The organism is Shimia fortis (genome assembly GCF_040225985.1).
Taxonomy (GTDB): Bacteria; Pseudomonadota; Alphaproteobacteria; order Rhodobacterales; family Rhodobacteraceae; genus Shimia.
On sequence record NZ_JBBPEU010000001.1, the window covers coordinates 489,737 to 514,413 of the forward strand.

The window sequence follows — 24,677 nt, forward strand, 5'->3', positions numbered from 1 at the left end:
CAGAGAGGCGGTCTGGCGTCCGGCTGGTCGCCTCTCTGTGGGTTGGTGTTTTTATTCGAAAACGGCAGACGGGTTGTCGAGACTGTCCGAGCCTTCGACGCTAACGCCATCAAGCCCAAGCGCCTTGACCACGCGTTCGATGCTGCGGGTCTGATCGACAAGCCCATTGATGCCAGCCATGATCAGTGACTCGCCCTCGGCATCGCCGCGGGCCAGCATCTGGTCATAGGCGAACCCGTTGTCAGCCGCCGATTTGAGCGCGCCAAGAGCAGCCATCGTGGTGTCGAGTTTGGCTTTCATTTCCGCATCAAGATCACTATCGACGGCTATCACCAGATCCGAAAGGGATGCGCCTGAAACCTCGGTTCCATCAATGCGGGTATAGCTGCCCAAGTATACATTCTGGATGCCCTGACCATCATAATAGTGGCTGTTATGCGTGTTGTCAGAGAAACAGTCATGTTCCTCTTCTGGGTCATTCAGCATCAGGCCAAGGCGCATCCGCTCTCCTGCTTGTTCGCCGTAAGAGAGAGACCCCATGCCCGTCAGAATAGCGGTCAGGCCGGCGTTGTCGTCTGCGGTCACGGTGGCGCGCGCTTTGCCACCTTCGGCCCATTGTGCGGCCATGTATTCCAGATCACTGACCAACAGGTCTGTGGCAGCCTTCAGGTATTCTGCGCGGCGGTCGCAATTTCCGCCGGTACATCCCTCGCCCTGCACATAGTCGGTAAAGGGACGGTTGCCTGCGCCGGGGCCCGTGCCGTTCAGGTCTTGACCCCAAAGCAGGAACTCGACGGCGTGATAGCCGGTCGCGACATTGGCCTCGACCTCGTCTGCTTCGTGCAGGATTTCGGACAGGAAGTCCGGCGTGATCCGCGAGGCATCAATCATGGACCCCGAGATTTCGAGCGACGGGTTGGCGATGACATTGGCCACGTTCAGCGGGTTCTCGTCCGAGGGGCCGCCATAAGACGAGTCCACATAGTCTATCAACCCTTCGTCCAGCGGCCATGCGTTGACCTTGCCTTCCCACTCGTCGACGATGGCGTTGCCGAAACGGTATACCTCGGTCTGTTGATAGGGCACCCGCGCGTCGATCCACGCTGCCTTAGCTGTATCAAGTGTTTCTTGCGACGGGGCGGCGATCAGAGCCTCGACTGCTGCCTGCAGCGTGCGGGCAGTGATAAAGCTGTCGGTATATTTGGCCTCGGCGATATTGGCATAGGTGCTCAGCACCTCTGCGGGTGTGGCTGCGAACGCACCGGGTGCCATGCCAATACACAGGGCCGTGACGGCCCAAAGTGTTGTTGTTTTCATCTTTCGTGTCCCTTGAGAAATTTGTGCCTTGGCCTGCAAGCCTGAGTTACGGCATAATCTGACTATATTTGTCAGGAATGTAAAGTTTTGAATTTTTATCAGGAATGAGCCGGAAGTTCCGTTGCGTAGCAAACGGGAATCGGGAGTTCCGCTTGTTGCTATTCATCGACGCGCCGATAACATACTACTCAGTATCTTTTTCGACTGTCGACTTTTGGGAGGAAATCGTGTCGGGACCTGTATCCACCAAAATTGAGGACCGCATTGCGGTCATTGAAATCAACAATCCACCCGTGAACGCCGCCAGCCATGCGGTGCGCGAGGGGCTGATCTCGGCTGTTCTGGACGCAGATGCAAATGCCGATGTGGACGCCATCGTGATCTATGGCGCGGGAAACACGTTCATCGCGGGCGCGGACATCAAGGAATTCGGCCAACCACCCAAGGCGCCACACTTGCCGCAGCTCATTGACGAGATGGAGGCGGTGTCAAAGCCAACGGTTGCGGCACTGCATGGTACCGCGCTGGGTGGCGGTCTTGAAACGGCGCTTGGGTCGCATTACCGCATCGCTTTGGCAACGGCGCGGTTCGGGCTGCCGGAGGTTCACCTTGGCCTGTTGCCCGGCGCGGGCGGGACTCAGCGGTTGCCGCGTGTTATCCCCGTTGCCAAGGCCGCCCAGATGATGACCAGCGGCACCATGATCGGTGCCCAAGAGGCGCTTCAACTGGGTCTGATTGATGAAATCGCAGAAGGGGACGATATTCGTTCCGCCGGTTTCGCTTATGCGCAAAAACTGGTGGCGGACGGGGCTGGGGTGCGCCCAACCAGCGCTCGTGCTCCGATGCCCGTGGCTGAGGGCGAACTGGATGCGGTCCGGGCCAAGGTCGCCAAGGCGGCGCGGGGCTTGATCGCGCCTCTGAAAATCATGGATGCCATCGAGGCGGCGCTGACTCTGCCCTTTGACGAGGGGCAGCAAAAGGAACGCGCGCTGTTCATGGAGCTGATGGCCGATGAACAGCGCAGTGCGATGATCCATGCCTTCTTTGCCGACCGGCAAGTGGGCAAGGTGCCGGAATTGAAAACCGGGACACCGCGCGACATCCGCAAGATCGGTGTCGTCGGGGGCGGCACGATGGGGGCTGGCATTGCCACGAGCGCCCTTTTAGCCGGTTTGGATGTGACCCTCGCCGAACGTGATGACGAAGCTGCGGCCAAGGCGCTGGAAACGGTGTCCGGCCATTTGTCGGGCGCGGTCAAGCGCGGGAAGCTGAAGCAGGAGAAACACGACGCGATCATCGGCGGTAAGTTCCGTACAACGACAGACTACGCGGATTTTGCCGATGTGGATCTTGTGATCGAAGCCGTGTTTGAAAGCATGGAAGTCAAGAAAGACGTGTTTGGCAAGCTGGACATGATCTGCAAACCGGGCGCGATCCTTGCCTCGAACACGTCTTACCTGAACATCGACGAGATCGCGGCGATGACCCAGCGGCCCGAAGATGTGATCGGCTTGCATTTCTTCTCGCCAGCGCATGTAATGCGCCTGCTTGAGGTGGTGGTCGGCAAAAAGACTAGCGACGATGTGGTGGCAAGCGGTTTTGCCCTGGCCAAGAAAATGCGCAAGATCGCGGTGCGGTCTGGTGTCTGTGACGGGTTTATCGGCAATCGCATCCTGAACACCTATGCCACGGCAATCAACGGTGCGGTGCTGGCGGGGGCCAGCCCCTATGACGTCGATCGGGCGATGGAAGAGTTCGGTCTGGCGATGGGCCTGTTCCGTGTGGCCGACCTTGCGGGGTTGGATATCGGATGGGCCAACCGCAAGCGCATGGCGCCGGACCGTGACCCGCGCGAGCAATACGCTGAATTCGCGGACAAGATCTGTGAACTGGGCCGGTATGGCCGCAAGACAGGGCGCGGGTTCTATATCCACGGCGCCGATGGCAGCGAAACGCCGGATCCCGAGGTGCTTGACATCATCGCGGCCGAGCGTGCAGCAAAGGGGATCACCCCCCGCGAGATCAGCGATACGGAAATCATCGACCGCTATATGGCCGCCATGGTCAATGAATCCGCCAAGGTGGTGGGCGAGGGCATCGCTTTGCGCCCGCTGGACGTCGATATCACGCTGCTGAACGGGTATGGTTTCCCGCGCTGGCGGGGCGGTCCCCTGCACTATGCGGATACTGTCGGACTCGACAAAATTCTCAACGACATCAAAATCTTCCAGAAAGAAGACGACTTCTTTTGGCAACCCGCCCCCCTGCTTGAAAAGCTCGCGGCCGAGGGTGGCAAATTTGCAGACCTGAACGGGTAAGGAGAACGCCCAATGAAACAAGCTGTTATCGTATCCACCGCACGCACCGGTCTGGCCAAATCGTTCCGCGGGTCGTTTAACGCCACACATGGTGCCACCATGGGCGGGCATTCGGTGCAAGCCGCCGTGGCCCGCGCCGGTCTTGAAGGTGCCGAGATCGAAGACTGCGTGATCGGTTGCGGCCTTCCCGAAGGAGAAACCGGAGCCAATATCGGACGCCAGATCGCGATCCGTGCGGGCCTTCCGGTGACCGCGTCGGGCATGACCGTGAACCGGTTCTGTTCGTCCGGGCTTCAGGCGATTGCCATTGCGGCGAATGCCATCACCCAGGAAGGGGCTGGTCCGATGGTCGCCGGAGGCGTCGAGAGTATTTCGCTGGTCCAATCGAAAATGCGCCCTGCGCCCGATCCGTGGATCCTTGAGCACAAGCCCGCGATCTACATGACCATGATCGAAACCGCCGACATCGTGGCCAAGCGTTATGGGCTGAGCCGTGACTATCAGGACGAGTACGCTCTGCGCAGCCAGCACCTGATTGCCAAGGCGCAGGCCGAGGGCAAGTTCGACGATGAGATCGTTCCGATGCAGGCTACCATGGCCGTCAAGAACAAGGAAACGGGTGAAATCTCGATGAAAGAGGTGACCGTGGATCGGGACGAATGCAATCGGCCCGGCACCACTTTCGAAGGTTTGTCAGGGTTGGAACCAGTGCGCGGTGAAGGCAACTTCATCACGGCGGGCAATGCCAGCCAGCTTTCTGACGGGTCTGCCGCGCTTGTTTTGATGGAGGCCGATGAAGCGGCGCGCCGGGGTCTTGAACCGCTTGGGGCGTTCAAGGGCTTTGCCGTCGCGGGATGTGAACCCGATGAAATGGGCATTGGTCCGGTGTTTGCCGTGCCGCGTCTGCTGGAACGTCACGGTTTGACGGTTGATGACATCGACCTTTGGGAATTGAACGAAGCATTCGCCAGTCAGTGCCTTTACAGTCGTGACCGTCTTGGCATTGATCCCGAGAAGTATAACGTGAATGGCGGGTCGATCGCGATTGGACACCCCTTTGGCATGACCGGTGCACGCATGACAGGGCACCTGCTGCTAGAGGGCAAACGTCGCGGTGCGAAATTGGGTGTTGTCACCATGTGTATTGGTGGTGGCATGGGGGCTGCTGGCCTGTTCGAAATCTTCTAGGAGGCATGAAATGGACCTGACCTATACCGACGAGGAAAAAGCCTTTCGCGCAGACGTGCGGACGTGGCTGCAAGAGAACTTGCCACGCGATCTGAGCGAAAAGGTGCGGCTGGGCAAACGTCTTGGCAAACAGGATATCGAACTCTGGCATAGCCTGCTGAATGAAAAGGGATGGCTCGCGCCAAACTGGCCTGCGGAATATGGTGGTGCCGAGTGGAATGCCGTGCAACGTCAGATCTACGAGGAAGAGGCTTGTCTGGCCCATGCGCCCCGTACGCTGCCGTTTGGTTTGAACATGCTGGCGCCGGTTCTGATGGCCTTTGGCAGCGAGGAACAGCGCCAGTATTTCCTGCCCCGCATTCTGAACGGCGAACACTGGTGGTGTCAGGGATATTCCGAACCAGGTGCGGGGTCCGACCTTGCCGCGCTCAAGACGCGTGCGGTGCGGGACGGGGACGATTATGTCGTTAACGGACAAAAGACGTGGACCACGCTGGGCCAGCACGCGGACTGGATCTTCTGCCTTGTGCGGACTGACCCCGACGTGAAAAAGCAGGAAGGCATTTCTTTCCTCCTGATCGACATGAAGTCGCCCGGTGTGACCGTGCGCCCTATCGTCCTGATTGATGGCGAGGCCGAGGTTAACGAGGTCTTCTTTGACAATGTGCGCGTACCAGCCAAGAACCTCGTGGGTGAAGAGAACAAGGGCTGGACCTATGCCAAATACCTTCTGACCCACGAACGCACCAATATCGCCGGTGTCGGGTTCTCAACAGCGGCACTGGAAACACTGAAACACGTTGCACAGACGGTGCAGTCCGGGGGCAAGCCTCTTGCCGAAAACCCGCATTTTGCGGCGCGGATGGCGCAGGTGGAAATTGACCTGATGGCGATGGCCACGACCAACCTGCGGGTCGTGTCTGCCGCCGCCAAGGGCGAGGCTCCCGGTGCCGAAAGCTCGATGCTCAAGGTCAAGGGCACCGTGATACGGCAGGAGCTTACATCACTACTGCGTCGTGCGGTCGGGCCCGATGCTTTGCCCTTCCAGCCCGACTATCTTGAAGGGGGCGACAACGCCGAGATGATGGGTCCGGAACATGCGGCGACGTCCGCGCCAAGCTATTTCAACATGCGCAAACTGTCGATCTTTGGCGGATCGAACGAGGTGCAGCGCAGCATCATCACCAAAGCCATTCTCGGTCTGTAAGGAGAACAGGAAAATGGATTTCAACCTGACCGAAGAACGCCGCATGCTGCAGGATTCGCTGTCGCGATATCTGGCCGACAAATATGACCATGACAGACGTCGCAAGGGGGTCGCTGCAGGACGACCTTTCGACCCCGAGGTTTTTGCCGGTCTCGCAGAGTTGGGCGTGTTGGGAGCCTTGTTCACGGAAGAGCAGGGCGGATTTGGCGGTGCCGGGTTCGACCTGTCCGTGGTGTTCGAAGAACTGGGGCGGGCGGGCACGATCGAACCAGTCCTGCCTGCCGTTTTGACAGGCTCCCTGATCGCCGGCAAACCCGACCTCGTCGAGGCAGTGATCGCTGGCGAAAGCATTGTGGCCCTTGCCTGTTCCGAGGCACAGGCCCGCTATGATCTCGACAATGTCGAAACCACGGTGGCCGATGGCAAGCTGAACGGGACCAAGGTACATGTCCTGAACGGCGCACAGGCCAGCGCGCTGGTCGTGACAGCACGCATCGCCGCCGGGGAACAAGGTATCGCCCTGTTCCTCGTGCCGACCGACGCCGCCGGGGTGGCCATCGTCAATCACGTCAACAATGATGGCACCTCGGGCGCGACGGTGTCATTCACGGATGTTGTCATCACCGAAGATATGCAACTTGCCGGTGGTTTGGCCGCGCTGGAAACGGCCGTGGCACAAGGTACTCTAGCCCTTTGCGCCGAGGCGCTGGGTGCAATGGAGACGGCCAAGACGCTGACCATCGACTATCTAAAGGAACGTAAGCAGTTCGGAATCCCGATAGGCAAATTCCAGGCGTTGCAGCACCGCATGGCGGATGTCCTGATCGAGGTCGAGCAAGCGCGCTCGGCGGTGATCAACCTTGCCGGGCACCTTGAGGCGGATCGCGACACGCGCGAAAAGCATGTCAGCGCCACGAAAAACCTGATTGGCCGAGTGGGTGCGCATGTCGTGGAAGAGGCGGTGCAGATGCATGGCGGCATCGGCATGACCGATGAGTACGCCTTGTCGCATTTCACCCGCCGGATCACCATGATCGACCACTGGTTCGGCGATGTGGACCATCACCTTGCGCGGTTTATTGCGCTGTCTGCCGCATGAGCGGAACGGCCCCGATCCGCAAGCCCCTGCCACTGGCGGGGCTGATCGGGTTCCGTGTGGAACTGGACGCCGACAGGAAAGAAGCCCATTGCATTCTGGATGCGCAAGACATCCACATGAACCGGCACGGAGTATTGCATGGGGGGCTGATTTCGACGCTTCTGGATACTGCCAGCGGCGTCACAGCGAGCATGACGGTGGATGATCAGGGGCTTACACCGTTCACCACCGTATCGCTCAACATCAACTTTGTCGCGCCTGCCACGATGGGACAGGTGCGGGCTGTGGGGCGTGTGACAGGCGGAGGTCGCAGTCTTAAATTCATCAGCGCCGAGTTGCACGATGATCGCGGGCGGCTGATTGCAAGTTCAACCGGCGTTTTCAAAGCCGTGCGTCAGAAAGGAGAGGTCCAGTGACCGAGAAGTACCGCCACGATGTCACCGGGGCATGCCTTACGATCTGGAATTGCAATGCGGCGATGCGCAATGCGCTTTCCCAGAGCTACTATGACGGCCTTATGCGCGGGTTAGAGCGCGCAGCGCGAGATCCCGAAATCGCGGCAGTGGTGCTGGCAGGCGAGGGCGGGTTTTTCTGTTCCGGCGGAGACCTGAACACACTGCGCCTGCGTCGCGAGATGAGCGAAGCGGAAAGGCAGGCTCAGATCGAAAAGCTGAGTGATATCATCCGCGCAATCAAAGCCTGTCCAAAACCCGTGATCGCCGCTGTCGAGGGCGGTGCCGCCGGCGCCGGCCTGTCGATCGCGATGGCCTGCGACATCGTCGTGGCCGCAGAAAGCGCAAGGTTCACGCTGGCTTATGTAAGGGCGGGCTTGGTGCCGGATGGCGGAGCAACCTATTCCCTTATGCAGGCGATGCCGCGCGCGACCGTGGCCCGCATGGCCATGATGGCAGAACCCCTTTCTGCGGACCGCATGTATACGCTTGGCGCGGTGACCGAGGTTGTGCCTGACTCTCGGGTTGTCGAAGCGGCACAAGACATGGCTGGTCAGCTTGGTAAAGGTCCAGAACAGGCGATTGCCGCGATCAAGGACCTTTTGAATTCTGCGGAAAGCGCCACTTTGGCACAGCAGCTGGATGCAGAACGCGACGCCATGGCAAAGGCCCTTGGCGGGGATGAGGCGCAAATCGGGATCAAGGCGTTCCTGAACAAGGAGACACCGGTTTTCAGATGATCTTGGCGGCTTTGGGAGGAGCAGGGATGCAGCACATACACGACTTTGCCGAATTGGCAGCCGCGAACAAGCCCGACAGCGTGGCGATCATCGGTCAGGATGACCGGGAGATTTCCTGGTCTGATCTTTCGAAGGCCTCGCACGAGGCCATGCAGGTTCTGGCGGGCATGGGGGTCGAGGCAGGTGACCGCGTTGTCCTTTGCTTCGAAAACGCGATCGAGGTTGTGGCGTTTCTGTTGGGCTGCAGCCGCCTTGGCGCGGCCTCAGTTGTCGTGAATGCGCGCATGACCGGGCCCGAACTGAAGCGGATCGTTGCACATTCCGATCCCAGTGCCATCATGTTTTCCACGTCTTCTTCTGATGCAGCTAAAGTCCATGCGGACACGTATGGTGCAGATGAAGTGTCAGGTGTCTTTGGCAAGGCTGCAGTTGCGCCCAGATCGGGGAGCCGCAGGGAAGCCGATTTCGAAGACGTTGCGGTTCTGCTGTATACGTCGGGCACCACCGGGCACCCCAAGGCCGCGATGCTGACTCATGCAAACCTTATCAATGCGGCCAAGGCATCTGCGGATGTGCGGGGCATGCAGGAAGGGGACATGACCTATCTTGCGCTGCCGCTTTCGCATATCTTTGGCCTGGTGACGGTGCTGGCAGTAAGCTTTGCTCAAGGGGCTGCACGGCTCGAGGCGCGGTTCGACGTCAAACGGCTATACGACGCGCTCCAGCAGGACGTTACACTTTTGCCGGCAGTGCCACAGATGCATGCCCACCTTTTCCACTATGCCCGCACGCATGACATGCCCCGATATGATCGCGGACTCTTGCGATATGTGTCGTCGGGCGGTGCGCCGCTTGACCCTGCTTGGAAACGCGAAGCCGAGGCGTTCTATGGCTTGCCCTTGCAAAATGGCTATGGACTGACCGAATGCGCGGCAGGGGTTTGCGCTACGCGAAACGCACTAGGAGATCCGGACATCAGCGTTGGGCGCGCGATGCTGGGCAGTCGCCTGTCGCTGGACATGGAAGCGCCGGGTGCCCACCCCGAAGAAGGGATCGGTGAAATCCTCGTGCACGGGCCGCAGGTGATGAAGGGATATTTCCGGGCGCCTGACCAAACAGCAGAAGTTATCTGTGAAGACGGGGCCTTTCGCACCGGCGATCTGGGGCGGTTCGATCCGGAAGGGCGTTTGCACATCGCAGGTCGCACGAAAGAGTTGATCATACGATCCGGCTTCAACGTCTATCCGGTCGAGGTCGAGGCCACCTTGACCGAACATCCTGACGTCATCATTGCCGGTGTGGTCGGTCGCAGTGTCGAGGGCAATGAAGAGGTTCTGGCCTTTGTCAAAACCGCGCCGAACAGCGGATTGACGGAAGAGGTACTCAAGACTTTCGTGGCGGACCGGCTGGCCCCGTACAAGCGGCCCGAACGTATTGTCGTTGCACATGATTTGCCCGCAGCCCCAACCGGCAAAATCCTGAAGGCCAAACTGATCGAAACCTTCAAAGATCAGTTGGGCGGATAAAGCGGCGGCCGATTTGGTTGGAAATTGCGGCATATTGCGCCGTGGAAAACTACGTATTTTCGCGGTCTTGTCCCGAACACCCTGCAATTGGCAAGGTGGAGAAAGGGAAATCCGGTGCCCATGCCGGATGCAGGAGACGGGAAGAGCACGATGAAAGCGGTTGATCCGGCAAGCCGAGGGTTTGACACAGACCGACTGGACTGGATCCGCGGGTGGATGGATCGCTATGTCGCAGAGCGCAAGTTTGCCGGATCCAGCCTTCTGATGGCGCGCGGCGGAGAAGAGGTCTTTTTCCACGCCTGCGGCCACCGTTCTTTAGAGCAGGACCTGCCTTTTACGCGGGATACGGTGGCGCGGATTTATTCCATGACCAAACCCGTGACCACGGTTGCCCTGATGATGCTGGTCGAAAAGGGGTTGTGCCATCTGGATGCCCCGGTCAGTGCGTTCATCCCTGCGTTTTCCGATATGCAGGCGCTGGTTCCTGGCGCTGAACGGATCGACCAGACAGAAATGACACCCGTGCCGACCTTGCACCAGTTGGCCACGCACACGGCGGGCCTGAGCTATCCGTTCAATCCTGGTGTTCTGGCCCGCGAGATGGACGCGCAGGACCTGATCTTCCGAGCCAACCAAGGCCCCTTGGATGCTTTGGTCGATCAGGTAGCCGCCTTGCCCCTTGCCTTTCAGCCGGGCAGTCGCTGGGAGTATTCGGTTGCAATTGATGTGCTGGGCCGCGTTGTCGAGGTGATCTCGGGCAAGTCGCTGGACCGATTCTTTGCTGACGAAATCCTCGGGCCGCTTGGAATGAAGGAAACCGCGTTCTCTGTACCGCCGGGATGTGAAGGGCGGTTTGCATCCCTCTATACGCCCCTCGCAGGGGATGCGATGGCCCTCAATCAGGCCAGCGCAGGCGGGGATCCCTTGCGCATGGTCGATAGTGCCGAAGCCTCGCCTTTTCTGAATGCGGAAACCTTCTCGGGCGGAGGTGGTTTGGTGGGCACTATTGATGACTATATGCGGTTTGCCGAAATGTTGCGGTGTCGTGGTACCCTAGGTGACGTGCGGTTGTTGTCGCCCAATACCGCCGATTTCATGATGTCGAACCACCTACCGGGGGACATTGCCGCAATGGGGCCGCAGAGTTTCGCAGAGCAGCCGATGGACGGGATGGGGTTCGGTCTTGGTGGGGCCGTTGTGCTGGATGCGGCGCGGGCCCGCACGCCGGGTTCCGTGGGCGACTTCAGTTGGGGTGGTATGGCCTCGACATTCTTTTGGGTTGATCGCGAAAAAGACCTGAGCGTTGTTTTCTTCACCCAGCTTTCACCATCCAGTTCCTATCCGGCGCGGGCCGAGATGAAGGCATTGGTACACGCGGCCATGCTCTACTAAGTGCCATCGTCGCAACAGTTTAGTTTTGTGACCGCAAGTTATTCAACCGAGCGATGGTGTTTGTCAAAGCAAAGACAACAGCAGCGACGCAGACGATCGTCGGGCCGCTTGGCGTATCATAATTGAACGACAGACGCAGGCCCGCAAGCGCCGCAAAGCCGCCCAGTCCGGCCGCGATCAAGGCCATGGCCTCGGGGGTGCGGGCAAGGGGGCGGGCGCTGGCGGCTGGAATGATCAGCAAGGCCACGATGAGCAACGCCCCAACAACCTTGATGGCGACCGCCACGACAATGGCCAGCCCGAGGGTCAGCACCAATTGTTCACGTTTGGGATCAATGCCGTTGGCATAAGCGAGGTCAGGGTTCAGCGTTGCCGTCAACAGGGGCGACCAGCGCCAGACCGTCAAGGTAAGAATCAGGGCAGCACCGCCCCAGATCACGGCAAGATCCGAGCGTGACACCGCAAGGATATCACCGAACAGATACGCCCCCAGATCCAGCCGCACGCCTTGCAGGAACGACACTGCGACAAGACCAAAGGCCAGCGCGGAATGCGCAAGTACGCCCAGCAGCGTGTCCATCGCATAACCACGTCCCGACAAAGAGCTGACCGTCATCGCCATGACCAAAGCTACCGCCAGCGCGCCGGTGAAAATCGACGTGGACAACGCCAGCGACAGGGCTACCCCAAGTATGGCGGCGTGGGCTGTCGCATCGCCAAAATAAGCCATGCGACGCCAGACGACGAAACACCCCAAGGGCGCTGCCGCAACCGCTACGCCCACACCGGCAAGCATGGCGCGCACCAGAAAATCATCAAGCATGCTCGCAGGCTCCGTGTTCGTGGCTGTCATCCGTGTGACTGTGATGGTGATGGTCGTGATCGTGGCGATAAAGCGCCAGAGCGCCTTGGGTACCGGTTCCGAATAGGGCACGGTATTCCGGCGCTGAGGCCACGATTTCTGGCGCCCCGTGGCAGCACACATGACCGTTAAGGCAGATCACCCGATCCGAGGCGCTCATCACAACGTGCAATTCGTGGCTGACCATCAGAACGGCGCTGCCGATCTCGCGCCTGACCTGTTCAATCTGGCGATACAGCGCGGCAGATCCTGGTTGATCCAGGCCTGTTGTGGGTTCGTCCAACACCAGCAGGTCGGGCTTTTTCAGGATCGCGCGCGCCAGAAGAACGCGCTGGAATTGCCCACCGGACAAATCTGTCATCTGACGGTCCTGCAGGCCATCGGCACCGGCGCGGTGTAAAGCTTCGGTCAGAAATTCTTCCGGGTGACGGATGGGCAGGCGCAGAAACCGGCGCACGGTAATGGGCAATGTGGCATCCAGCGCCAGTCGTTGCGGGACATAGCCAATGCTCAGACCAGCGGTGCGTTGTACCTTGCCCCGACTTGGTTTGATTGCACCGATCAGCGTTCGCAGCAGGGTGGTCTTGCCGGACCCGTTCGGCCCCACCACGGTGACGATTTCCCCTTTGTCGATGGTAAAGTCCACATGGCTTAGGGCCTGATGTCCGCCAAGGCGGACATCGACATCTTTCAATTCGATCAGGCTCACGCGGCATCTCCGGTCTGACAGCCGGGGCACAGCCCCTCGACCTCGATAACGGTGGTTTCGATTTTGAAACCCAGCGCGCTGGCCGCGTCTTTCAGCGGGGCGGTTGGCATTGTGGTTTCGGCCACGGTGTCGCAGCCATGGCAAATCAGGAAGAGCGGCGAATGCCTGTCGCCGGGGTGCGAGCAGGCCAGATAGGCGTTCAGCTTTTCGATCTTGTGCACAAAGCCGTGCTTCGTCAGGAAATCGAGCGCGCGATACACGACAGGTGGCTGTGACCCCATGCCTTCTGCGGACAGCAGGGCTAGAATGTCATACGCTCCCATCGCGCGGTGTTGTTCAAGCAGGATTTCAAGAACGCGCTTGCGGGCTGGAGTCAGCTGCACCTTGTTGTCACGACAAAACGCTTCGGCGGTTTCCATCGCTGTTGCAACGCAGGCAGTATGGTCGTGTTTTGCAAAGCCGATATCGTGCATCCGCGGGCCCTCTCATTTTTAGGGTTGATATAATATAACATATCAGGATATGCCAGCGTCTTGTTTGGATATGGCTAAAGGGATTGGTCTAGTGAAACAAGTAATCTTGGGATTGCTCGCCGGAACCGCGCTGACCACAGGCGCGATGGCAGAAGCTCCTCGTGTCGTGGCCGACATCGCCCCGGTGCATTCTTTGGTGGCCCGAGTGATGGAAGGGGTTGGGAAACCAAGCCTTCTCATCCGGCCCGAAACGTCGCCGCATAATTACGCGATGCGTCCCAGCGAAGCGAAGGCGCTGCAAGAGGCCGACCTGATCTTCTGGATTGGGCACGAGTTGACACCCCGGCTTGAGAAGAACATCGAAACCATCGGGCAGAATGCAATTTCGGTCGAACTGATTGGCACACCCGGGCTGGTGACGCTGTCCTTCCGTGAAAACCCTGTGTTTGAGTTGACCGAAGAAGGCCACGAGGGTCATGACGACCACGCGGAGCACAAGCATGACGACCATGGGCACGGCGATCATGATGACCATGCAGAGCATAAAGACGAGGCACATGGCCATGATGACCATGACGGCCACAGCAAGCATAATGATCATACAGACGAGCATGGCGATCACAAAGACGGTCATCACGACCACGCCCATGATCACGACGGGACGGATCCGCATATCTGGCTGGACCCCCAGAACGCTGTTGCCATGACCGCGGCGATTGCCGACGCCCTTGCCAAGGCCGATCCTGACAATGCCTCGACCTACGCAGCGAACGCGCAAGCAGCCGAGCAAGAACTGGGCGATATGATTGCCGAACTGAAAGCGGTTCTGGCGCCTGTCGAGGACAAGCCCTTCGTGGTGTTCCACGATGCCTATCACTATTTCGAGAACCGTTTTGGTCTTGAAGCCGCAGGGGCGATTCTGGTCGGTGATGCGGCATCCCCCAGCGCAGGGCGTCTGGCCGAGCTGCGCGATGCAATGCAAGAGCGTCAGGTGGTCTGTGTGTTTGCAGAACCCCAATTCGATCCCAAGCTGGTAAAGGCCGTGGCGGAGGGCGTGAACATCCGCTCGGTCGAGCTCGACCCGCTGGGCGTGGGCCAGACCCAGGGCGCGACGCTTTATACAGGCATGGTGCGCTCTATGGCGACTGACATTGCAGGGTGCCTCAAAGACTGAGGAAAATCATGTTCCCAAGGCCCCATAGCGTCATCTGAAAATGAGTGTTCTGGGCGCCTTCGTGGCAGAACCAGTATGAAAAGTGGTTGCCGACAATCGTGAACATGGCCCAGATTGAGGTAAATAACAGCGCCCCAAAAAGGGCGACCGACCGGGCCGCGCTGACCGTTACGCCGCCAAACAGCGACATGAACAGCAGGATGACACCGACCCACATGACGAGGGTGGCGATAACCTCGAGGACGACAACCGCCTTGAACGCCAGCGTCTGAAGTGACCTGTTATGGATGGCGCGATGGGCCACCCGAGCGAACTCTTCCGGATAGTCCTGCGCCATGCGCTCCATCGTGAAAACCTGCGCGGTATAGGTTTCGTTCACGGACGGATAAAGAATGTTGTCGCGTACACCTGTCGTCAGCCATGCGGCCGGCAGGGCCAGCGAAACAGCTTGTGCAAACAGCGTCATATCCATGTCGGGTCCTCGGGATCTTGATCTTTCCAAATAAAACGGGCCGCCCGAAAGCGGCCCGTTTCAAATCGCACCTGGTATCAGGTCCAGTGCATTTCCTGCGGACGCAGTTCGAAGGAAATGTGGTGGTTACAGCCTTCCAAACCGTCGCGGGTGTGGTTGTAAAGCGAACGCCAGTAAGGCTGGATTGTCACTGCATCGTCCTGCAGGATCTTCTCGCCTTGCGCCATCAATTCGCGACGCTTTTCAACATCCGCGGTGGCCAGAGCCTGCTCAAGGATCGCGTCGAACTCGGGGTTGGCATACCCGAATTCGTTCCATGCCTCGCCCGAACGATAGGCCAGTGCCCAGATCTGGACGCCCAGCGGACGGTGGTTCCAGTTGGTCGACGAGAACGGGTACTTGACCCAGTCGTTCCAGAAGGTCGAGCCCGGCAGGATGGTGCGCTTGACGTTAAAGCCGGCGTCGCGCAGCTGTGCGGCAACTGCATCGGTGGTGTTCTTGCGCCATGCGTCGTCAATCGAATGGATCTCCATTTCGAAGTCAGCCATGCCTGCTTCTTTCAGCAGGGCAAGCGCACCTGCCGGATCATGTGCCGGGGCACCGATATCGGCAAACTCGGGGTGTGCCGGGCCAACGTGGTGGTTATGCGCGGTGATGCCACGACCGTCATAGCCCAGCTCGAGCAGCACGTTGTTGTCGACGGCCATTGCGATTGCCTTGCGGACGCGCGGGTCTGCATAGGGTTTCTTGCCATCGACTTCGGCCAGTTGGTTCGGACGGATTACGATGGTCGCCATGGTGACAACTTCGTTTTCACGCCAACCATCAAGCGTCGAGATCAGGTCGATGAACTCGCCATCTACCGAATAGGTGGCGTCGATTTCGTCAGCTTCTGCCGCCGCAACCCAGGCCGCCGGGTCGGTGCCATAGTCGATATACTCGATCCGGTCGAGGAAGGCGCCATTGCCTTCGTTCCACCAGGTGTGGTTCTCGTTGCGGACCAGCACGCTCTTGACGCCAACTTCCAGCGACTCGGGCAGGTAGGGGCCGGTGCCGATCGGGTTGGTCAGCATATCCGTGGCGTTGTGCGAAGAATGCACGATGGCCGCCGGATAGTCTGCCATGCCAGGGATCAACGAAATGTCGGATTTCGGCAGGTTCAGACGTACGGTGTGGCTGTCAACCACTTCAACCGAGCCTTCGATCGCCTTGTTGGTGTCGGGATCGATCAGCGTGGCGAAACGACCGGCCATCGAGTTGCCTTCGACGTCCTTGTCACACCAGCCGATGATGTTGCGGGCTACGTCCTCTGCGGTGAAATCGTCGCCATTGTTCCACTTGACGCCCTTGCGAACGTTCAGAGTGTAGGTCTTGGCGTCTTCCGAAATATCCCAGCTCTCGATCAGCGACGGCTTGAAGGTACCGTCGTCTTCATAGGTGATGAGGTATTCCAGCCACCCGCGCGAGAAGTTGGCGATCTGCGACCAGTCATAGGTGCGCGGATCTTTAAGGGCGCGCACTTCCATCTGGATGCGTGCGGTGCCACCGGGTTTGGCGTGGTTTGCCGCGTGCGCAGGCGCTGCCATGCCCAGCATGGCATAAGCCGTGGCCGTTGTGGCCCCAAAGGCGCTGGCCAGTGCCAGGAACTCGCGGCGGCTTACGGCGTCGTCACCAACTTTGCCCGCCTGGTCCACGATGGATTGCGGCATTGGTTGTCCGTTGCGCTTGAAAAACTTCATTTTCTTCCTCTCTGTTGTGTTGGGGGTGAGGCCCCGTTTAGCAGTATGGCTGCATTTGTTTTGGTGACTGTGTCACCGGTTATCTCAGGCTTGCGGGCGCATTTCACCAAGGCCATCTTCGGGCTTCATGGAAATGCAGATGCTCGACAGCTTGCGGGGTTCTTCGTAGGGCCACGGGGTCCCGCGGTGCATGACGGCACGCTGGTCCCAGATCAGCACATCACCTTCTTGCCAGGCGTGGCTGTAGGCGTAATCATCCTGAGTGCAGAACCCGATCAACTCCTCCAAAAGTTCTTCACTTTCCAACTCGTTATAACCATCCACAGCATAGGCATGAGATGCAACATATAGCGACTCTTTTTTGTTCACAGGATTTTGCAAAACTGCTTTCCAGTGCTGAGCTGGCCACTTGTGGAACATGGGCAGCTTGGAAAGCTCTTCCGAGATCTTCGCGCGGGACACGGCATAGTGATGCCAGATGCCGCGATCCCGGATCTTGTTTTTGAGGTTCTCTGGCATATCCGCCCACGCGGCCCGGGTCGACGCCAATTCCGTATTTCCGCCGGACGAGGGGATCACTCGTCCGATCAGAATATTCGTCAATGCCGGTACTGGCAGGAATGTGCTGTCAGAATGCCAAAGCATGTTTGATTGTAGGTTCAGCGTGTGCAGGTCCATCTGGTCTGTAACCGACCCGTCCTGTCGAATATTCGACACTTCGGGGACCTTGAATGTTTCATCCGGCTTTCTTTCATCTGCATTGCGATCCTCGATTTCTCCGAAAAGTTGAGAAAACGCGATGTGCTGCTCATCTGTGATCGCCTGATTCCGCAAGAGAAGCGCCGAATGTTCTTCGAACAGCGCGCGCAATTCTGGGAACAGGTGGTCCTTGGTGACGTCGGCAATCTGCAGGCCGTGGACTTCGACGCCAAAGGACTTGGTGAGCGGTGTCGTTTCAATCTGTGTCATGGTTTGGTTCTCAGGCTGGGATCAGGGCTTCAATTTCTTCGGGGCTCAGGTGTTGGACGTTGGGCCATTCGCGCGATTTTGGCGAGTTCAACAACCCCTTCGGGTCCATACGTTTCTTCCATGCAAGATGGCGATAGTCGGCATTCTTCAGGCCACCGCCTTCCACCATGCAGATATGAGCATCGAACACCGGAAAGCCGTTTTCTTCGTAGATCGACTCGATTTCGCGCAGACGTTCTTCGGTGCTGTACCAGACGATTGGCAAATCAAAGCTCACGACCTGCCCGTCTAGCAGCGCGAATTCATGGTGCATCCAGACGTCATCGCCCAGTTTCGGGCCAAGATCGGCAATCGCGTTCGCATCCGGAGGGGTAGGGCAGCCGACCTGAAGATAGGTCGCCGAGCGATCCGCCTTCAGTACCTGCAACGTGGTGTGGTTATAGGCGAATTCGAACACGTGCGGCAGGCCCGCCTTTCCAAGTTCTGCCTCTGACATGGCCAGATCGACGCTGCCGCCCTGGTCGGCGATCAGCGCGCGATAGGCATCCATATCCTCGACCGGCACAAGCGAAGTCATCAGGTGTTTGCCGGGACGCAGATGGCCTGCCAGACGCGGAAAATACTCGCAAATTCGCGCCTCGACAGTCGAGACAAGTTTCCGGCCGATATTATCCGCTTTGGCAAGGGTATAGGCTGCGGCATAGGTTTCTGGATAGGTGTCGAACGTCGCCATGCACCCGATCCAGTCGCGACGGGGCACCGTGCGCAGGGTGACTTCGGTAATCACACCGTTCAGGCCCCAGGCGTGATGTATGTGATTCACGTCATCCCCTTTGAAAAGCCGCTCTTCCGGTGTCTCGGACACATTCATGGCTTTCAGCGACACGATGTTACCGGGGTCGCGCAGCATACCGTTGGCGATCGAGCCAATGCCCGAAGACCCCCCAGCGATAAAGCCCCCAATTGTGGCGATATCCTGCGTGGACGGGAAAATCGCTAGCTCCCACCCTTTTTCGTGCAGGGCTTTGTTGATTTCCTCGATATTGGCACCGGCTTCGGCGGTGACGAAGCCTTCGCCGATTTCAAGAATACGGTTCATGCCGGTGGTCTCGATGATCAGGCCGCCATTCAACGGCACGGCCTGTCCATAGTTGCCAGTCCCACCGCCCCGCAACGTGATTGGGGCATCATGCGCGTAGGCGACCTTGAGGCAGTGCGCCATTTCATCCGAGGTTTTCGGGACGGCAACGAGATCGCCAAAGCTGCGTCGCAATTGCGCGTTCAGGATGGGCGAATACCAGAAAAAGTCGCGCGAGCGTTTCTTGACCAGAACCGGTTCCGAAATGGTTTCAACCGGGGACAGGTCTTCTGCGAAAGCCTGCCAGTCAAGTGTGGATTTGCCAGAGATTGAGTCAGTCATTTTGTACCTCGAAAACGGTGGTGGCAGGGCGCAATGGCGCCCCGCAAATCAGAGTGGAAAGATCTGTCGCATCAGATAGCAGCAGGTCGTCCAAAGGTGCGCCATTCAGGCGCGGCGCGGGACGGCCGATGGCTTGTGCGGCATTCGTCGTGATGGTCTCGAGCCATTGATCCAGCGGTGGATCGAGATGCGCGGTCAGAACGGCCAGTTGCAGTGCATACATCGGGTCATGCCGCCCGACTGGGCAAAAGGCATCACGCACGTTGTCAGTGCCCACGACAAGCGACACGCCGCCTCGGACCAGTTCATGCGCCAGCGTGACGCCGCGCGATGAGGGGGTCCCGCCATTGCGCCCCTGAAGATAAAGGTTGGTCGATGGCAGCATCGCAACGCTGATCCCGGCCTCGGCAAGCTTTTCAATGATTCGCTTCTGGCCAAAGGCGCACCGTAGCGACAGGCTGACAGCGTGCCCGCACAGGATTGGCCCTTCGAACCGGGTTTCCAGCGCGATGTCGGCGATCTTTTCAAGTCCGTTCAGATCCGGATCAAGGCCTTCGTCAACGTGGAAATCCAATGGAAGGCCGCGTTCGGCAGCGATTTTGAAAATACTGCGCAGACCGTCTTCAAGCTGGTTTTGTCCGAAGATGAAACTGCCAAGGGCGTGACCGTCCGGAATCGCCGCGACCACCTGTGCGGCATAGGCGGGGTCGGCCATCTGTTCCACGCCGACAAGGGCCGAGAGCTGCAGGTCAGGACGGCCGTGTTCCTGGGCAAGCTCCAGCAGAACAGACCAGCTGCGCGGGGCCGCAGCATCTTCCCCCCAATCCACGTGGCTGCGGATCGTGGCTGTGCCTGCTTCTGCGAATTCTTTCAGGCCCCGCTGCGCGCGGGTGCGAATGTCGTCATCGCTCCAGTTGATCTTGTCGGCGCGTTGTGCCGCGATGGCCTGTACCAGATTGCCGCCCACATCGGGCAAACGTTCGACACTGTGACATTTGTCGAGATGGCAGTGCGCCTCGATTAGGCGCGGCATGAGAATCTGGCCGGCACCTTGCACCTTGGGCGGACGCATTCCGATCACATGGTGGTCGACCGTAATGACATCCCCGCGCAGAAAGGCGCCGTCTTCGATCCCGTCAAAGCCGGTGTCGGGATCCAGAAACCGCTTGGGGATCTTAAGATCAGGAAGGATTTTTCTGTTCGACTGTTTCATGACGCAGGCTCAAACTTGGCAAATTCAACAAGGAAGTCGGCAAAGTTTCGCGCGGCAGAGTCGAGCATCGCCTCACCTTTGGCGATCGAGCCAGCCGAGGCATCTCCACAGACCCCCGATGCCTGAAGATCATCTATCACCCAGCCTGGACGTGCGGCCTGACCGTTCAGGCCCGTCCACCGCATGTCACTCTGCCATTGGCGGCTTTTCGGCGGGCTGTTGGCGGCTTGGTCCATATCCACAAGGTCAGGGCGGGTGGCGAGCATTGCGGATGTTTCGATATCCCCGGCATGCAGGTCATGGGCCGAATCTGCGAGATCGATCAGCCCTTCGGTTTCGGTGAAACCAAACCACGACGCGTGCGCGGCAATCAAACCATGCGCCACGCGCAGTTCGCGCACCGCGATTTCCAGAATGGCGGTGTTGCCACCATGTCCGTTCACCAAAACCAAGCGCCTGACGCCGGCGCGGGCGACGCTGGCCCCGATATCTTCGAGCATCGCCAGCAGGGTTCGCGCGGACAGGGTCAGCGTGCCGGCATGGGCAAGGTGTTCATTGCTTTTGGTAATGGTCAAGGTGGGCAAGATCAGCGCGTGGGTGTCTGCCTTCCACTGGGGCAGGCTGCGCGAGAGCACGGCGTCGGTCAGTGTTGAGTCGACCGAAAGCGGCAAATGCGGGCCGTGCTGTTCTGTGGCGCCCAGCGGCAGAATCGCGATCGTGTCTTCCGGCAAATCGGCAAAGTCTGGTGCTTTCAGATCGGCCCAGTAGCCTTGCCAACGATTGGGTCGGGTCATGTCTCTCTCCGGTCGGCGGCAGCACGACGCGGGCAGCGACCAATATAGTCGAGACCACACGCCCAGCCCCGCAAGGTTGGTCGTTTGGCCCTCGAAACGATCTGTGCCAGAGATGAACCAAACCTAGGACAGTTTGTGCCCCCTTTCAAGGGATCGGTGTAACATGCAGGACTCACCTTGGTTTGAAGCTGCCTGAGACGTCTGCAAATCGCGCCCTGCCATGTTAAACAGAATCTGTTGGTCAGAGCATGTCAGGGCAGCGAGTGAGAGTTCTTTCGGTAACATCGATGCGGGACGAGGGCCCCTATCTGCTTGAGTGGATTGCCCATCATCGGGCTGCGGGTATGACCGACTTTCTGGTGTATTCCAATGACTGCGCCGACGGCACGGATGATATGTTGGACAAGTTGCAGGATGCTGGCGTCCTGACCCATGTGCGTCACGAAAAACCCGCCCGAAAGTCTATCCAGTGGCAGGCTCTGCGCTCGGCGTGGAAACATCCAATGCGCAAGGCGTCTGACTGGGTCTTGGTGTCCGATGTGGATGAGTTCGTGAACATCCATGTGCCGGGACACACTTTCGCGGATTTGCTGGCCAGTATTCCCGGCGACACGGACGTGGTGATCCTGCCTTGGCGTCTGTTTGGCCACAATAACGAGCTTGATATCAAAGACCGTCCGGTGACCGAACAGTTCACGCGTGCCATACCGCCTGACACGGCCTATCCGGTTTCGGCGGGGTTTTTCAAAACGCTGTTCCGGACCAAGGGGCCGTTCAACCAGCTTGGGGTGCACCGACCCCAGCAAAAAACCGCCGCACTGCCGCGTTTCGTGGACGGGTCGGGCGCGGCGCTGCCCGAAGGGTTCGCGGCCAATCCGAAACGGCTGTCGCTGTTCATGATTTCTCAGGGGCGGGCCAAGGTCGAACTTAATCACTATTCGATCCGGTCGGCGGCTGGCTTCCTGGTCAAGAGTGCGCGTGGTCTGCCCAACCGGTCACACAAGAACGTTGACCTGGCCTATTGGGTGGAACGCAACTTCAACACCGTAGAAGACCAGACGATTGCCGCGATGCGACCGGCCACGCGCCAGATCCTGCTCGAACTGCTGCAAATCGACGGCGTTGCAAAGCTACATAAGCAGGCCGTGGCGTGGCATCAGAACCGGTTCCGCGAATTGATCCGTGAGGAACCCTATCACCGGTTGCTGACCCAGATTCTGACGGCGTCCGGATCCGAGGTTCTGCCGCTGGAATTGCAGCAACAGCTGGTTCGGTGGTATCAGGACATAAAATAACAACAGTCATAGTGGGGCAAAACGCCCTGAAACGAGCAGGTTAAAAAATGCCTTCGACGGATTTCCATCGACGCATCATCAAGCATCAAAAACTAGGCGACGGGATCGTTCTTGCTGCGGTCCGGCGTCCAGATGGAACGGCGCAATCTTATTTTGCCGTGGGAACATCTGCGGACCAGATCAAACCGGCAAGGGATACGCAGATTACGATGATCCGCAGCGTCGGGGACGGGATGATCGTGACCACGGAAGGGGAAGATCCCCCTTGCCTGTCGGTAGGTGAAGACAGCGCGACGGTTGATCTGCTGGACAACGAACAAGACCTGTTTGCTGGATTGAATGCGTTTCTGGCAATCAGAAACGGCGAGAGCGCCGAGGCCACCCTTGAGTGGCTGACCTATCATGTTGAGACGCAGGGCCTCGAGGCGGTGCTGATCCTTGACCGGACCGCACCGGACAGCGACGAAACCTATGCAAAGGTGCTGAAAAAGGGTCTGAAGTCTATCGAGGGGCTCAAATGCCTTGTGCATGTCCAGCTGGATTATCCTTTGGGTCACCCCGATCTGCCATCCGAAGCCCATCCATTCAACGCGCCCGATGCGCCAGGCAAGGACCGTATGGAAGTTCCCAAGGGGGCGCCGTGGGAATCGCCCCAGCGTGAGTTGCAACTGTTCGAATGGGCACGTCACCAGTATCTGGACAGGGCGCGCGCCGTGGCGCTTTTGGATATTTCCGATCTGGTCATGCCGCGCGACGGCGTCGGGTCGGTTTTTGATTTCGCGGTGCAATCCCGCACCGGGTCTGTCGTGCTGGCGGGGCGTCATTGCTACCCGTGGCGCAGCCGGAACGGCGCGGACGCACGGTTTGCCGATCACATCTGTGTGCAGTTTGATGCGACCAAACTTCGCCGACGATGGTGTGTTGCCCCTGAAAAGGCCGGGCCGGACTCGGTCTGGCGTCTTGTGCGCATCGTCGGCACCAAGCCCGGCGCAAAAGAATGGGTGCCGTTCTTCCGTTTCATGGGGCTACGCCATCCGACGGATTCGGTGTCCTCGATTGTGCCAAAGACCTCCCTGGTTGAAGAAGAAGCGCTGCTTGCCCTCTCAAAAGTGCGTTTCACCTACAAGCCCGTACGGATGCCCGTTCTCGAACGTCCCAAGGTGGACCCCAACAGCAACCGTACCTGCATCATAACTTGTATGAAGAACGAGGGGCCTTTCATCCTAGAGTGGGTCGCCTATCACCGTGCGATCGGGGTGGAAGATTTTATCGTCTACACCAATGACTGCACTGACGGGACGGATGATTTTCTGGATCTTCTACAGGCAAAGGGCATCCTTCAGCACAGGGATAATCCGTTCAAAGGCACGGGCCTGAAGCCACAGCATGCGGCCCTGCAAGCCGGAGAAAAGGAAGAGATCGTCCAGAATGCCGATTGGGTGATCTCGATGGATGTGGACGAGTTCATCAATATCAAGACGGGCAAAGGTTGCTTGCCTGATCTTTTTAAGGCGGTGGGCGACGCGAATATGATTTCCTGCACATGGCGTCTATTTGGCAATTCGGACATTCACGAATATGTCGATGAGCCCCTGATCGCCCAGTATGACAAGTGCGCGCGCGAGATGACCCGCAAGCCCCATCAGGCGTGGGGATTCAAGACGCTATTCCGCAATATCGGTCTTTTTAAGAAACTGGGGGTGCATCGCCCAAAGGGCTTGAACCCACAGCTTTGGGATGAAATCCGATGGGTGAACGGATCTGGCAAACCTCTGCCCAAGGACATGTACCGCAATGCATGGCGCTCGACTTCGGACACGGTTGGGTATGATCTCGTGCAGTTGAACCATTATGCGGTGCGGTCTGCCGAGAGTTTTTTGGTCAAGCGCGACCGTGGGCGGGTGAACCATGTCGATCGGGATCAGGGGCTGGCCTACTGGTTCCGGATGAACAACAACTCGGTCACTGATACATCCATCCAGCGTATGATCCCCCTGCTGCAGGCGGAAATGGATCACCTTCTGGCCGACCCCGAGATTGCCGAGGCTCATCATTTCTGTGTGGACAAACATCGGGGCAAGATCGACGCGCTGAAAGCGACCCCCAACTATGCGAAGTTCTATCAGGATCTGACCGGCCCCCGGATGGAGCAGCTTTCCAAGCTGCATCACATTTTCGGGGCAAACGTGTTTCTGGCGGGGCCGGATGTCATTCCCGATGAAATTGTCCGCGATGATCATCCCGAAGGGTTTTTCTTTACAGTCGAGAAACAGGATACGGCCCACTAAGGGAAGGATCACGAGGTGGCCTAATCTGGA

General features: G+C 58.7%; 21 protein-coding genes. 11 read left to right on the forward strand and 10 right to left on the reverse strand.

The annotated features are described in order from the left end of the window. Positions 1–51: 51 nt before the first annotated feature. A complete protein-coding gene (locus WNE31_RS02195; RefSeq protein WP_349977962.1) occupies positions 52–1,317 on the reverse strand; it encodes an imelysin family protein in 1,266 nt (421 codons plus the stop codon). A gap of 227 nt (positions 1,318–1,544) precedes the next feature. Between WNE31_RS02195 and WNE31_RS02200 the strand changes: the two genes are divergently transcribed. From WNE31_RS02200 to WNE31_RS02235, 8 genes are all read left to right on the forward strand, one after another. Next, positions 1,545–3,635, forward strand: a complete 2,091-nt coding sequence (locus tag WNE31_RS02200; protein ID WP_349977963.1) for an FAD-dependent oxidoreductase — start codon at positions 1,545–1,547, stop codon at positions 3,633–3,635. 12 nt (positions 3,636–3,647) lie between these two features. Beyond that, positions 3,648–4,823: an acetyl-CoA C-acyltransferase gene (locus WNE31_RS02205; protein WP_349977964.1), complete on the forward strand. Its 1,176-nt coding sequence runs from the start codon at positions 3,648–3,650 to the stop codon at positions 4,821–4,823. A 10-nt stretch (positions 4,824–4,833) separates the two neighbouring features. After that, positions 4,834–6,030, forward strand: a complete 1,197-nt coding sequence (locus tag WNE31_RS02210) for an acyl-CoA dehydrogenase family protein (RefSeq protein ID WP_349977965.1) — start codon at positions 4,834–4,836, stop codon at positions 6,028–6,030. Positions 6,031–6,043: 13 nt separating this feature from the next. Beyond that, entirely contained in the window at positions 6,044–7,129 is a 1,086-nt protein-coding gene (locus WNE31_RS02215; RefSeq protein WP_349977967.1) for an acyl-CoA dehydrogenase family protein, read from the forward strand. Continuing rightward, positions 7,126–7,545: a PaaI family thioesterase gene (locus WNE31_RS02220; RefSeq protein ID WP_349977969.1), complete on the forward strand. Its 420-nt coding sequence runs from the start codon at positions 7,126–7,128 to the stop codon at positions 7,543–7,545. The genes WNE31_RS02215 and WNE31_RS02220 overlap by 4 nt, the downstream gene beginning before the upstream one ends. After that, the gene (locus WNE31_RS02225; protein ID WP_349977970.1) at positions 7,542–8,321 is read left to right on the forward strand and encodes an oxepin-CoA hydrolase, alternative type; all 780 of its coding nucleotides are present in this window, start codon (positions 7,542–7,544) and stop codon (positions 8,319–8,321) included. The genes WNE31_RS02220 and WNE31_RS02225 overlap by 4 nt, the downstream gene beginning before the upstream one ends. A gap of 26 nt (positions 8,322–8,347) precedes the next feature. Then, a complete protein-coding gene (locus tag WNE31_RS02230; RefSeq protein WP_349977972.1) occupies positions 8,348–9,847 on the forward strand; it encodes a class I adenylate-forming enzyme family protein in 1,500 nt (499 codons plus the stop codon). Between the two features lie 150 nt (positions 9,848–9,997). After that, the gene (locus WNE31_RS02235; RefSeq protein WP_349977974.1) at positions 9,998–11,239 is read left to right on the forward strand and encodes a serine hydrolase domain-containing protein; all 1,242 of its coding nucleotides are present in this window, start codon (positions 9,998–10,000) and stop codon (positions 11,237–11,239) included. A 19-nt stretch (positions 11,240–11,258) separates the two neighbouring features. Here WNE31_RS02235 and WNE31_RS02240 read toward each other — a convergent pair whose 3' ends face one another. The 3 genes from WNE31_RS02240 to WNE31_RS02250 are packed head-to-tail and all read right to left on the reverse strand — an operon-like array spanning position 11,259 to position 13,283. Next, a complete protein-coding gene (locus tag WNE31_RS02240; RefSeq protein WP_349977975.1) occupies positions 11,259–12,062 on the reverse strand; it encodes a metal ABC transporter permease in 804 nt (267 codons plus the stop codon). Further along, a complete protein-coding gene (locus tag WNE31_RS02245; RefSeq protein ID WP_349977976.1) occupies positions 12,055–12,810 on the reverse strand; it encodes a metal ABC transporter ATP-binding protein in 756 nt (251 codons plus the stop codon). Before WNE31_RS02245 ends, WNE31_RS02240 begins: the two co-directional genes overlap by 8 nt. Continuing rightward, positions 12,807–13,283: a Fur family transcriptional regulator gene (locus WNE31_RS02250; RefSeq protein ID WP_349977977.1), complete on the reverse strand. Its 477-nt coding sequence runs from the start codon at positions 13,281–13,283 to the stop codon at positions 12,807–12,809. Before WNE31_RS02250 ends, WNE31_RS02245 begins: the two co-directional genes overlap by 4 nt. Positions 13,284–13,374: 91 nt before the next feature. Here WNE31_RS02250 and WNE31_RS02255 point away from each other — a divergent pair, with 91 nt between their 5' ends. Then, the gene (locus tag WNE31_RS02255) at positions 13,375–14,457 is read left to right on the forward strand and encodes a zinc ABC transporter substrate-binding protein (RefSeq protein ID WP_349977978.1); all 1,083 of its coding nucleotides are present in this window, start codon (positions 13,375–13,377) and stop codon (positions 14,455–14,457) included. On the opposite strand, the gene WNE31_RS02260 is transcribed toward WNE31_RS02255, so the two are convergent. From WNE31_RS02260 to WNE31_RS02285, 6 genes are all read right to left on the reverse strand, one after another. Then, entirely contained in the window at positions 14,447–14,929 is a 483-nt protein-coding gene (locus tag WNE31_RS02260) for a DUF2165 family protein (protein WP_349977979.1), read from the reverse strand. The genes WNE31_RS02255 and WNE31_RS02260 overlap by 11 nt on opposite strands. Before the next feature lie 77 nt (positions 14,930–15,006). Next, positions 15,007–16,668, reverse strand: coding sequence for an ABC transporter substrate-binding protein (locus WNE31_RS02265; RefSeq protein WP_349977980.1), 1,662 nt, complete (start codon positions 16,666–16,668; stop codon positions 15,007–15,009). A gap of 84 nt (positions 16,669–16,752) precedes the next feature. Next, a complete protein-coding gene (locus WNE31_RS02270) occupies positions 16,753–17,637 on the reverse strand; it encodes a TauD/TfdA dioxygenase family protein (RefSeq protein WP_349977981.1) in 885 nt (294 codons plus the stop codon). Positions 17,638–17,647: 10 nt separating this feature from the next. Further along, entirely contained in the window at positions 17,648–19,057 is a 1,410-nt protein-coding gene (locus WNE31_RS02275; RefSeq protein ID WP_349977982.1) for an FAD-binding oxidoreductase, read from the reverse strand. Further along, the gene (locus tag WNE31_RS02280) at positions 19,050–20,270 is read right to left on the reverse strand and encodes an amidohydrolase family protein (RefSeq protein WP_349977983.1); all 1,221 of its coding nucleotides are present in this window, start codon (positions 20,268–20,270) and stop codon (positions 19,050–19,052) included. The genes WNE31_RS02275 and WNE31_RS02280 overlap by 8 nt, the downstream gene beginning before the upstream one ends. Then, positions 20,267–21,064 (reverse strand): creatininase family protein, encoded by a 798-nt coding sequence (locus WNE31_RS02285; protein ID WP_349977985.1) that lies wholly within the window; start codon positions 21,062–21,064, stop codon positions 20,267–20,269. The genes WNE31_RS02280 and WNE31_RS02285 overlap by 4 nt, the downstream gene beginning before the upstream one ends. A gap of 287 nt (positions 21,065–21,351) precedes the next feature. Here WNE31_RS02285 and WNE31_RS02290 point away from each other — a divergent pair, with 287 nt between their 5' ends. Both WNE31_RS02290 and WNE31_RS02295 read left to right on the forward strand, forming a co-directional pair. Beyond that, on the forward strand, positions 21,352–22,359 hold the full coding sequence (locus WNE31_RS02290) for a glycosyltransferase family 2 protein (RefSeq protein ID WP_349977987.1): 1,008 nt from the start codon (positions 21,352–21,354) through the stop codon (positions 22,357–22,359). 47 nt (positions 22,360–22,406) lie between these two features. Further along, on the forward strand, positions 22,407–24,647 hold the full coding sequence (locus WNE31_RS02295) for a glycosyltransferase family 2 protein (RefSeq protein ID WP_349977988.1): 2,241 nt from the start codon (positions 22,407–22,409) through the stop codon (positions 24,645–24,647). Positions 24,648–24,677: the final 30 nt, after the last annotated feature.

Excerpts from the sequence above, each read along its gene's own strand:
- WNE31_RS02195 (WP_349977962.1), bottom strand. The coding sequence starts at position 1,317 with ATGAAAACAACAACACTTTGGGCCGTCACGGCCCTGTGTATTGGCATG.
- WNE31_RS02205 (WP_349977964.1), top strand. The coding sequence starts at position 3,648 with ATGAAACAAGCTGTTATCGTATCCACCGCACGCACCGGTCTGGCCAAA.
- WNE31_RS02210 (WP_349977965.1), top strand. The coding sequence starts at position 4,834 with ATGGACCTGACCTATACCGACGAGGAAAAAGCCTTTCGCGCAGACGTG.
- WNE31_RS02215 (WP_349977967.1), top strand. The coding sequence starts at position 6,044 with ATGGATTTCAACCTGACCGAAGAACGCCGCATGCTGCAGGATTCGCTG.
- WNE31_RS02220 (WP_349977969.1), top strand. The coding sequence starts at position 7,126 with ATGAGCGGAACGGCCCCGATCCGCAAGCCCCTGCCACTGGCGGGGCTG.
- WNE31_RS02230 (WP_349977972.1), top strand. The coding sequence starts at position 8,348 with ATGCAGCACATACACGACTTTGCCGAATTGGCAGCCGCGAACAAGCCC.
- WNE31_RS02235 (WP_349977974.1), top strand. The coding sequence starts at position 9,998 with ATGAAAGCGGTTGATCCGGCAAGCCGAGGGTTTGACACAGACCGACTG.
- WNE31_RS02240 (WP_349977975.1), bottom strand. The coding sequence starts at position 12,062 with ATGCTTGATGATTTTCTGGTGCGCGCCATGCTTGCCGGTGTGGGCGTA.
- WNE31_RS02250 (WP_349977977.1), bottom strand. The coding sequence starts at position 13,283 with ATGCACGATATCGGCTTTGCAAAACACGACCATACTGCCTGCGTTGCA.
- WNE31_RS02260 (WP_349977979.1), bottom strand. The coding sequence starts at position 14,929 with ATGGATATGACGCTGTTTGCACAAGCTGTTTCGCTGGCCCTGCCGGCC.
- WNE31_RS02265 (WP_349977980.1), bottom strand. The coding sequence starts at position 16,668 with ATGAAGTTTTTCAAGCGCAACGGACAACCAATGCCGCAATCCATCGTG.
- WNE31_RS02270 (WP_349977981.1), bottom strand. The coding sequence starts at position 17,637 with ATGACACAGATTGAAACGACACCGCTCACCAAGTCCTTTGGCGTCGAA.
- WNE31_RS02275 (WP_349977982.1), bottom strand. The coding sequence starts at position 19,057 with ATGACTGACTCAATCTCTGGCAAATCCACACTTGACTGGCAGGCTTTC.
- WNE31_RS02280 (WP_349977983.1), bottom strand. The coding sequence starts at position 20,270 with ATGAAACAGTCGAACAGAAAAATCCTTCCTGATCTTAAGATCCCCAAG.
- WNE31_RS02285 (WP_349977985.1), bottom strand. The coding sequence starts at position 21,064 with ATGACCCGACCCAATCGTTGGCAAGGCTACTGGGCCGATCTGAAAGCA.
- WNE31_RS02290 (WP_349977987.1), top strand. The coding sequence starts at position 21,352 with ATGCGGGACGAGGGCCCCTATCTGCTTGAGTGGATTGCCCATCATCGG.
- WNE31_RS02295 (WP_349977988.1), top strand. The coding sequence starts at position 22,407 with ATGCCTTCGACGGATTTCCATCGACGCATCATCAAGCATCAAAAACTA.